The organism is Marinitoga sp. 1155 (genome assembly GCF_001021175.1).
GTDB lineage: Bacteria > Thermotogota > Thermotogae > Petrotogales > Petrotogaceae > Marinitoga.
Genome location: NZ_AZAX01000030.1, coordinates 1 through 9,017 on the forward strand (window position 1 = coordinate 1; position 9,017 = coordinate 9,017).

At 24.2% G+C, this 9,017-nt stretch carries 12 protein-coding genes and 1 pseudogene; 5 read left to right on the forward strand and 8 right to left on the reverse strand.

The window, feature by feature from the left end:
- Positions 1–569, forward strand: a pseudogene (locus X274_RS12175) (hypothetical protein); the annotation flags it as partial.
- A 232-nt stretch (positions 570–801) separates the two neighbouring features.
- Here X274_RS12175 and X274_RS09015 read toward each other — a convergent pair.
- The 4 genes from X274_RS09015 to X274_RS12350 form a co-directional block, all read right to left on the reverse strand.
- Positions 802–1,386, reverse strand: coding sequence for an IS110 family transposase (locus tag X274_RS09015; protein WP_052913272.1), 585 nt, complete (start codon positions 1,384–1,386; stop codon positions 802–804).
- 228 nt (positions 1,387–1,614) lie between these two features.
- Complete coding sequence (locus X274_RS12305; RefSeq protein ID WP_255350156.1) at positions 1,615–1,743, reverse strand: hypothetical protein; 129 nt, start codon at positions 1,741–1,743, stop codon at positions 1,615–1,617.
- A 66-nt stretch (positions 1,744–1,809) separates the two neighbouring features.
- Positions 1,810–2,016 carry an IS110 family transposase gene (locus tag X274_RS12345; protein ID WP_047266511.1) on the reverse strand — a complete coding sequence of 69 codons (207 nt, stop codon included), beginning with the start codon at positions 2,014–2,016 and terminating at the stop codon, positions 1,810–1,812.
- Positions 2,013–2,273 (reverse strand): IS110 family transposase, encoded by a 261-nt coding sequence (locus X274_RS12350; protein WP_047266512.1) that lies wholly within the window; start codon positions 2,271–2,273, stop codon positions 2,013–2,015. Before X274_RS12350 ends, X274_RS12345 begins: the two co-directional genes overlap by 4 nt.
- A 343-nt stretch (positions 2,274–2,616) precedes the next feature.
- Between X274_RS12350 and X274_RS09030 the strand changes: the two genes are divergently transcribed.
- Positions 2,617–3,711: a hypothetical protein gene (locus tag X274_RS09030; RefSeq protein ID WP_047266513.1), complete on the forward strand. Its 1,095-nt coding sequence runs from the start codon at positions 2,617–2,619 to the stop codon at positions 3,709–3,711.
- Between the two features lie 28 nt (positions 3,712–3,739).
- Positions 3,740–4,930, forward strand: a complete 1,191-nt coding sequence (locus X274_RS09035) for a hypothetical protein (RefSeq protein ID WP_047266514.1) — start codon at positions 3,740–3,742, stop codon at positions 4,928–4,930.
- Positions 4,931–5,027: 97 nt separating this feature from the next.
- Here X274_RS09035 and X274_RS12055 read toward each other — a convergent pair whose 3' ends face one another.
- Both X274_RS12055 and X274_RS09040 read right to left on the reverse strand, forming a co-directional pair.
- Positions 5,028–5,327, reverse strand: a complete 300-nt coding sequence (locus X274_RS12055) for an integrase core domain-containing protein (RefSeq protein ID WP_197073349.1) — start codon at positions 5,325–5,327, stop codon at positions 5,028–5,030.
- A 916-nt stretch (positions 5,328–6,243) separates the two neighbouring features.
- Positions 6,244–6,576 (reverse strand): transposase, encoded by a 333-nt coding sequence (locus X274_RS09040; protein WP_084822718.1) that lies wholly within the window; start codon positions 6,574–6,576, stop codon positions 6,244–6,246.
- A gap of 341 nt (positions 6,577–6,917) precedes the next feature.
- Here X274_RS09040 and X274_RS09045 point away from each other — a divergent pair, with 341 nt between their 5' ends.
- Positions 6,918–8,186 (forward strand): nucleotide sugar dehydrogenase, encoded by a 1,269-nt coding sequence (locus X274_RS09045; protein WP_197073350.1) that lies wholly within the window; start codon positions 6,918–6,920, stop codon positions 8,184–8,186.
- A 144-nt stretch (positions 8,187–8,330) separates the two neighbouring features.
- On the opposite strand, the gene X274_RS12060 is transcribed toward X274_RS09045, so the two are convergent.
- Positions 8,331–8,492 carry a transposase gene (locus X274_RS12060; protein WP_197073351.1) on the reverse strand — a complete coding sequence of 54 codons (162 nt, stop codon included), beginning with the start codon at positions 8,490–8,492 and terminating at the stop codon, positions 8,331–8,333.
- 38 nt (positions 8,493–8,530) lie between these two features.
- The gene (locus X274_RS12065) at positions 8,531–8,683 is read right to left on the reverse strand and encodes a hypothetical protein (protein ID WP_156166166.1); all 153 of its coding nucleotides are present in this window, start codon (positions 8,681–8,683) and stop codon (positions 8,531–8,533) included.
- Between the two features lie 140 nt (positions 8,684–8,823).
- Here X274_RS12065 and X274_RS12310 point away from each other — a divergent pair, with 140 nt between their 5' ends.
- A complete protein-coding gene (locus tag X274_RS12310) occupies positions 8,824–8,949 on the forward strand; it encodes a hypothetical protein (RefSeq protein ID WP_255350157.1) in 126 nt (41 codons plus the stop codon).
- Positions 8,950–9,017: the final 68 nt, after the last annotated feature.

Consider the following 9,017-nt stretch of genomic DNA (forward strand, 5'->3'; position numbering starts at 1 on the left):
AAACGAAGTATGGTGCATTTGGTTTATACAATGCAGGAGTTACAAAATATACTTTTCAACCTTTTGGTAATGAAAATACTCCCACAACAAATTACGGATACACATATTATCCAGATGTAAGTTATCAATATGATGGAGAAAAACCAATATTACCAGAAGAAAATTATATAGGATATTATAATGGTGAAAACAACATAGCGTTTATGACAACATATGAAAATAAGATTAAAAATATAAATATCAGAGGAAGTTTTGAATATGTTGTTTCCGGGAGCAAGTCACCAGCAAATCCATGGGGAGAATATGCAACATGGACAGAAGGAGGTCAGGGAACAAAATTTTTAGATGATAAAATATTAGAGCATAAATATGATTTTAATTTAAAATTTAATTATCCTTTTTATGGATTAAAAATATTTAATGGTATAAATTTGAGATATACGAAAAACAAGTTAGAACTTGTAGATACCTCAGAGAACGACAACTACGATATGAAAATGTTTAAACCATCAAACAAGAATGAATTTTATTATAACTTTAATATTGGAGTGGAATATAGTTTTGATTAAGTAATTTATTTGATTAATCAGCAATATCCCTAGAAATTAGACAAAAATTAGGGTGTATTCTCTAAAAGAATAAGAAGATAAAATTAAAAATATGTTACGGAATATTTTAGAGAATTTTTAAAATTATCCCACTATTACAGCAAAAATCATCGCTGCAATTGTTTAGAAAAATTATAATTTTTATATAAGTTAATTTTAAAATTATAAATTTGAATATTAGTAGATTAAATGATTATGCATTTTTTAATATTCTTGATCTAAAATATTTATAGTCAAATACTGTATTATTAGTCCATAACGTATATACTAATTCAGCTAATTTTCTTGCTATAACGATTTCAGCCACTTTTTTATGTTTTCCTCTTTTAATTAAATCATGGTATTTTTTTCGATATTCTGGCATTAATTTTAAAACTCTCTCAGCCCATAATGTAAATATATGTCTTAAGTGTTTGTTACCTTTTTTCGATATTTTTTTGTTTCTTTTATATTTACCAGATTGAGATACTGTAGGATCAAGTCCTATGTATGAAACGAAATGTTTTTTAGTTTTAAAACGAGTAATATCACCTACTTCTGATATTATTGTAAATGGAGTTACTAATTCACCTGAACCTGGGATTGAAGTTATTGCTTTATATGCCTGAATATACTTATTTTCTATTTTATTATTATCATTATCGTTATTGTTATTGTTACTATTGTTATTACTATCGCTATTGTCAAGAAAATTATTTATTTCATTAATATCGAGAGTGTTAAGTAGTTCATTTGAAATTCTTTGTATTTCTTTTTCTAATATTTCTATCTGTTCCATATGATTCTTAATTAATTCTACTTTTGATTTGATTATTATAGCAGAAGTATCATGTTCTATTCCTATTGAATGTTTTAAATCATTTATTACATCTAATGCTTTTTCTTTATTCCAGAAACATCGCTCCGCGAAAAATTATATAATATTTGATTTAGATCAATATTTTAAAAATGAAAATAATAAAAAATCTTTAAATATCATTGTATAAAAGCTTAGCTTTTATACATTTTATGAAGCAAGTAAATTTATGACTTTTCTTTTGTGTTTCATTATTGATTTCAATGTAGGATATCTTGATAATAATTTTAGCGAAACAGGAGATTTCATATCTGAGAAATGTTTTAATAATTCAGGCATATATTAAATCATGCTGCGCAAGCAGAAGGATTTAATATTCTTTAATTTTAAAAAGATATAATTTTTTTAAAAAAGCATATGCTTTTTTAATCGCACCTGTAAAGCAGTAAAAGTTTTAACAATTGATTTTCTTGCTCTAAGCAAATTTCTTAACTCTAAAACTAAATCCTCAGGTTCAGATGATTTAATTACATAATCACTTAATAAATATACAGCTTTAGCAATGTTTTTAGCATCGATCTTATCAGTTTTTGAATGATTAAATGCTCTCATAAATTCTTGAGAGAATATGGGTGTAATACCAGAATATCAATACCTCTTTTGTTTAAAAATTGTTTTAAAGGAATATGATAGGTGCCAGTAGCTTCCATTGCTATCATATACTCATCTTTAATGTGTTTAACAACTTTTAGAAGAAATTTATTAAAACCATCGTATGACTGTTCGAAAACAAAGTGTTTAAACTTTTTACCATCAAAAGTAGCAACATCAAATTTTTTTGAGGAAATATCAATACCTACAGTAATCATATGGAATACCTCCTTTCGCCATATGACCGTGCTTTGTACAAGCTTAACGCTCAATTCTCTAAAACATGCTAAAAGGAGTTGATAACCACAGCCTTCAAGCTTTTAAAGCTTAGTCTAAAAAAACTATCTATTCCATATGTGCAACAAAACTTTATCCTTCAAATTTAGTTGTTACATTATTATTATATATCAAATTATGATATTTTTCTATTTTAATTATACACGGTCAGAAAAAACTTTAAAACTAACGTTCCATTAATGAATACTCTTGTCTGATAGATTTTACTTATTGGATTATTTGTATTTAAAGAATATCAAACTAAAGTGCTAGGAGTTGATATAAATGAAAATTGCTATCATATCTGTTCATAAAAGCTATGATTATAGAATTATAAGGCATATAAAATCGATGATACAATTTAATTGGGAAATTCACTATTATAATATATCTAATGAGGAAAATCTTTTATTTGATGTTAAGTCTAAGAATGTAAAATATTTTCATTATAAATTGTTAAAAAAATTTAGTATAAAAACTATTAAAATTTTTGTTGATATAAGAAAAAAAATTTTAAACCACAATTATAATTATATATTTTTGCAGGATTTAGTATTATTAAATTTAGTATATTTTTTACCTAGAAGATTAACCGAAAAAGTTGTACTTGACATTCATGAAGTATTAGGAATAGAATCAATGCTAAACAAAGTAAATTTTAAAATTCTTATAACCAAATTAAATAAATCTGTTGTTATGGCATCAAACACAGATCCAGATACATTAAAATTTTTAGAGAAAAAAAATAAAAAAATTTATATTTTAAACAATTATCCTTTATTAGAAGATTTAAAAATTTCGAAAAAATTGAAATTCAAAAAAAATCTATATGTAATTTCCTATATTGGAATGATAACAGAAGAGAGAAGGCAAATGCTAAAAACATTAGATATATTTAGAATTTTATTAGAAAGTGGTAAATTTAAAGTATTTTTAGTGGGTCCAATTGCTAATAGATATAAAAATGATGAGATAAAAGTTAAAATATCTAAATTAAAGAAATATAAAAATTTTTTTTATTTTGGTCCTCAACCAAGAAATAAAGTAAATGAAATATTATTAGAAAGTGATTTTTTAATAAATTTATTGGATGTACCCGAACATGATGATGTTTCTTCAAACAAATTTTTTGAGGCAATAATGTCGGAAAATATATATATATCCAATCATGTGAAATATGGAATTGATATGTCTTTAACAAATGATTTAGTAATTAAAGTATTTAAAGAAGATAATTGTAATAAAATAGCCCAGAAGATATTAAGTTTAGTTGAGAATGAAAATTTAAATTATATTAAAAAGAAATATATAGATTTAGTTTATTCAAATAAATTATATTGGGATAAATTTCTTAAATATTATCAAATAATATTTAAATGAAAAAGTAGGTGATTTTATCAAAAAGTTAATGTCATTATTTAAAAAAGACATTATTTATATGTTGATGGTGGCAATTTATATTTATTTATTTATTTTTGGAGCATTCGTCTGGTATGTTATTGTAAAATTAATACCTAAATTCAAAGTTGATTTTGATATATTTTTATATATATTCGGATTATTGTTTTTAACTTTAGGATATTTTATAGGTAAAAAAATATCGCTAATGAAAAATATTCCTTACATTAATGTGGGATTCCCGCCTTTTTTGGGAATCATTATGTCTTTTTTGTTAAGTTTATTTATGATAAGCGAAAGGCTTATAAAGTTGAGATTTGTTCCTTTCTTTTTTTGGCAATCAGAATATTTTTATTTTAGAGAAAGTGGATTTGTAGGTATAGGATTTAAAATAGCTTCAATTTCAGCAATAATAAATTATATATTTTATTCTAAATATAAAAATAGTCTGAAAAAAAATAAAAGGATACTGTTAATTATCATAATTTTGTTGGAGGTTTTTTTTTGCATTTTATATGGAAGAAGTAGAAGTGTATTTTTACCAGCATTAATAATTTATATATGGTATTATATAAAAAAAAATCAATTGAAGAGTTTAAAAAATAATTTTTATAAAAAAAAAATATGGATAATAATAATAATGATTCTATTATTCTTTATACTATACAGAGGAATATCAATTTTCAATAGAACAAAGGATATTAATATGACAATATATGAAAGTGTTGTTTTATTATCTCCAGAATATAAAGATTTAAGTTTTTTTATTGATAATTATAGAAATTCTCACCTAACAGAATTAAAAAAACAAATAATTAATAATCTCTATCTTGTTTTATTACCTGAATATGTTTGGGAAATAGTTGGAATAGATAAAAATAAGCTGGGAAATGATAATTTAGGTAAAGAATATCATTATTTCTTGTTTGGAAATTATGCTGCAGGAACAAGGTTAACTGTGTATGGAGATTTATATATATTGGGAGGAAAGAGGTTGATGCATTTTGGAGCTTTAATATTAGGTTTTTTCGTTGGATTGATGTCAAAAAGGAAAAAATCTTTCTTTTCATTTATTCTTTCAATATTATTTGTTATAAATCAATATACTGTTTTACATAATTACACGATAACTATAGAGATGGCTATAATTATCAGCGTTTTTTATCAAAAATTGTGGAAGTATATCTATAAAAGTTTTTGATTTTATATTTTTTAATTCAATTTATATATTATATAATAATAGCGACCTTTTCCAAAGCGGCTTGACCCCCGAAAATTAGACAAAAAATAAGTAAATCTCATTTTTTCACAGAAACGAAAAAATCAGAAAAATTATAAGACGAAATAAAATCATTGAAATTATCATTAAAAAGATAAAAAACGAAATCAGGAGTAAGATACTTTAAAGACCCATGAGGTCTAAGATGATTATAAAAATAAATATAGGACATGTAATAATTATAAACATCATCGATATCGTTAAAAGTAATATATTCAACAAATTCTCTTTGGACAGAAGAATGAAATGATTCAATAAAAGCTTGAGAATTAGGATTATTTTTGTACCCAAATTCATGAGTAATATTGAGATCACTCATAAATATATCAGTAATATTAGCTTTAAATTGAGGACCATTATCAGTTCTAATAATTAAATTTTGAGGTATAGCATTTCTAAATTTAATAGCCTATTAATAAATAAAATTTTTAATTTTATTTATTAAAGAATATAATACTAATTAAAAATCCAAATATTTGCGAATGATAATGAGCATGTTAACATCAATAATACTTAGAATACCAATAAACCCATTAGTTTTAGTAAAAACAAATTTAATATCAGCTTCCCAATACTGATTAGGACCGGTAATATCATGATTTTTAGGTCTTTTTTTAGGATGTTTTGAATGACGATGATAATTTCGAGTTAAATTAAGTTCTTTTCTTAATCTATGAATTTTTTTGTGATTAATAATAATACCATATTTTTGCTTAAATACAACTGCAAGTTTTTTCTTGATTTTTAATCAAGAAAAAAATATTAAGAATTAAAATAAAAAACATAAAACCTGCGGAGCATGTCAGGATCATCAATTGATAACAAATCAACAAGTAGTTTTTTAATATGCACATCATAAATCTTTTCACCTTTAGTATTCAAAGAATAACCTTTAAAACATTTATTTTTCCTACTATAACGATTAACAGTAAAAAACAATCTTGATTTAAAATAGAAAGTGCTACGTTTAATCTTATAACGATTAAGCATATAATTTAAAGAAACACCATAAGTTTTTTAGTTTGTTTTCAAACTAAAAAATCATAAAGATATATTTAAAAGATATATATATTAAAACAAATAAAAAAATCAAAATATCATGATGCAAAGCATCATGTAATAATCAACAAATCACCAATAAAAGTTACTTTCTTTTCTGTTGTTGTTGTTTTTTCAAAAAATTAATTTCATCCTCTTGCATTTTAATAAGAAGTTCTTTTTCAAGAAGAAGACAATCATAACGATTGTTCATAATATTTAAGTTTTTTCTCTAAAACAACAGAATCATTAGTATTATTTGAATTAGACTTAATAATACCAGCAGATTCGTAAATAATTGGAGGAACTTTAGAAATATCCGAAATCATAGAACTAGGACGACCTTTTTTTAAATGAAACACATTATCATCATAATTAGAATCTTTATATTTTTTAACCCATCTTGCAAAAACAGAATCTGGAATAGAATACTTTTCACAAATATCTCTTTGAGTTAATGAATCATCAGAAAGATATTCTTTAACGACAGACAACTTAAATTCAGGTTCATAATTAGTTCGTTTTCTCATTAAAAAACACCCCTTTCTTTTTTTCAATTTTATGATATCACTTTCTTATTTTTTGTCCAAATCTTGTAAGGGGTGAATGCGAAAAGTGATTCTGGTGGACATAAGAGGGTGAATTTGAGGAGAAAAGAATGGTGAGGAAATATAAAAATATTAAAATATAAATAAAAAAGTGAGGTAATAAAAAAAATAAAGCAATGAAAATCATATAAATAAAAATGACAAAGATGAAAATAAACTCTTTTTAAAATAAAAAAGAAAAAATATATTATTTTCAAAAAACTAAGAAAAAACAAGTATCAGGAGGTTAATTGAGAATATTCTTATGAAGAGGAGGAATAACGTTGAAAGAAAAAATACAAAATAGAGATTTAAAAATAACTATTGTGGGGATGGGGTATATCGGATTACCAACAGCAATAACTTTTGCAAATGCTGGATTTAAAGTATATGGGTTTGATGTAAATGAAAATGTTATCAATACTTTGAAAAATGGTAAAATACATATAGTTGAACCAGATTTGCAAGAAGTATATGAAAAAGCTTTGAATTCTGGAAATTTAATACCTACTAACAAATTAGATAAGTCTGACGTATTTATTATCTGTGTCCCAACACCATTCAAAAAGAATGAAAAGGAAAAAATAGCAGATTTATCTTATGTTGAATCAGCTTCGGAAATGGTTTCAAAATATGTCGAAAAAGGAAATTTAGTTATTTTAGAATCAACTGTTCCTCCAAAGACAACAGAAGAAATAATGGGTAAAATCATTGAAAAAAATACAAACTTGAAAATTAACGCAGATTTTTATGTTGCGCATTGTCCTGAGAGAGTATTACCTGGAAAAATATTGTATGAATTAGAAAATAATGATAGAATAATAGGTGCTTCTAATAAATATGCAGAAGAAATAACCAAAGAATTATATGAAACAATATTAAAAAACGGAAAAGTATATACAACAGATACAATAACAGCTGAAATGTGTAAATTGGTTGAAAATACATATAGAGATATAAATATAGCATTTGCAAATGAGCTTTCAATTATTTCAGATAAATTAGGAATAAATGTATTTGAATTAATAGAATTAGCAAATAAACATCCGAGAGTAAATATTTTAAAACCAGGAGCTGGAGTAGGTGGTCATTGTTTAGCAGTAGATCCTTGGTTTATAGTAGAAAAATTCCAAAAAGAAGCAAATTTAATAAGAACATCCAGAGAAATAAATGATTATAAACCACATTACATAGTGGAAAAAATAGAAAAAGAAGTTGAGTATAATAAAAATAAAATTATCGGAATACTGGGATTAGCATATAAACCCAACATAGATGATTTAAGAGAAAGTCCTTCATTAGAAATAGCGCTAAGTTTAAAGAAAAAAGGATATACTGTTTATGGATGTGAACCATATTTAAAAGAAAAAAATATAAAAGGAATAGAAAATATGTCTTTTGAAGAAATAGTTGAAAGATCTGAGTATTTGGTTTTGACATTAGCTCATAATCAATTTTTAGAAAAAAGTGATTTATTAAAATATAAAAATGTTTTTGATGTTATTGGAATAATAAATGAAAAATATAATAAAATTGGAGTTGAAGTTAAATGAACCAGTTAGGAAAAAGATATATTCTTGATTGGATTGTTTTGAAAATATCTATCTTGCAATGAAAATAGCAATTTTCAATAAATTAGACATTTATGAAGTTACTTGCTTCCCGAAAAATAGACAAAGAATAAGGAAATCTGTATATTATATAATAATAGCGGCTCTTTCCAAAGATACTTGACAAATACATTCATCAATAAGATCAGAATTAGAATTTAGATTTTTGATAATTTTAATTAAAATAGCTTTAATCATAGAAACAGGGGAATAACCAGTTCTACCAACACCAGAAGCATTGCTTCGCAAAAGTTAAGAATAAAAATTATAAATTAAAGAAAATTAAATCATTCTGCTTGCGCAGCATGATTTAGAATCTCAGGAACAAGAGACCAGTCAATATAATCAAAAATGGTAAGGATATAAGCAAAAGAAGAATTAGATTTCATATATTCATCATAGACAAAATCGAGATAAAATTGTTTAGGATTATTACTCATGGTTTAACCTCCCTGTAAAAGTGTATAGTTTAATTTTACCGAATTAAACGATAATTTAACTAATTATATTATACACCAGGGAGGCAAACCTCTTAAAAAGATAATATGAAAGTATTGTAAACAATAGGGTTTTAGAATTTTTGAAGATAGTAAGTAATAATATGAGCGAATTCAATTTAGAGAGAGGCAATCCAGAAAACAAAGTAAAAAATAAACCAGAGGAAAGAAAAGGGGACAAAAAAGTAGAAAATAAAGATGAAAAATGAAATAAAGACAAAAACAATCAATGAGAAATACAAATGAGAGTATATACTTAAATTAAGTATTGTGTAAA

Coding starts and splice junctions, on each gene's coding strand:
- X274_RS12065 (WP_156166166.1), bottom strand. CDS start 8,683: ATGAGTAATAATCCTAAACAATTTTATCTCGATTTTGTCTATGATGAA.
- X274_RS12350 (WP_047266512.1), bottom strand. CDS start 2,273: ATGATTACTGTAGGTATTGATATTTCCTCAAAAAAATTTGATGTTGCT.
- X274_RS12345 (WP_047266511.1), bottom strand. CDS start 2,016: ATGAGAGCATTTAATCATTCAAAAACTGATAAGATCGATGCTAAAAAC.
- X274_RS09030 (WP_047266513.1), top strand. CDS start 2,617: ATGAAAATTGCTATCATATCTGTTCATAAAAGCTATGATTATAGAATT.
- X274_RS09015 (WP_052913272.1), bottom strand. CDS start 1,386: ATGGAACAGATAGAAATATTAGAAAAAGAAATACAAAGAATTTCAAAT.
- X274_RS12055 (WP_197073349.1), bottom strand. CDS start 5,327: ATGAGTGATCTCAATATTACTCATGAATTTGGGTACAAAAATAATCCT.
- X274_RS12305 (WP_255350156.1), bottom strand. CDS start 1,743: ATGCCTGAATTATTAAAACATTTCTCAGATATGAAATCTCCTGTTTCG.
- X274_RS09035 (WP_047266514.1), top strand. CDS start 3,740: ATGTCATTATTTAAAAAAGACATTATTTATATGTTGATGGTGGCAATT.
- X274_RS09040 (WP_084822718.1), bottom strand. CDS start 6,576: ATGAGAAAACGAACTAATTATGAACCTGAATTTAAGTTGTCTGTCGTT.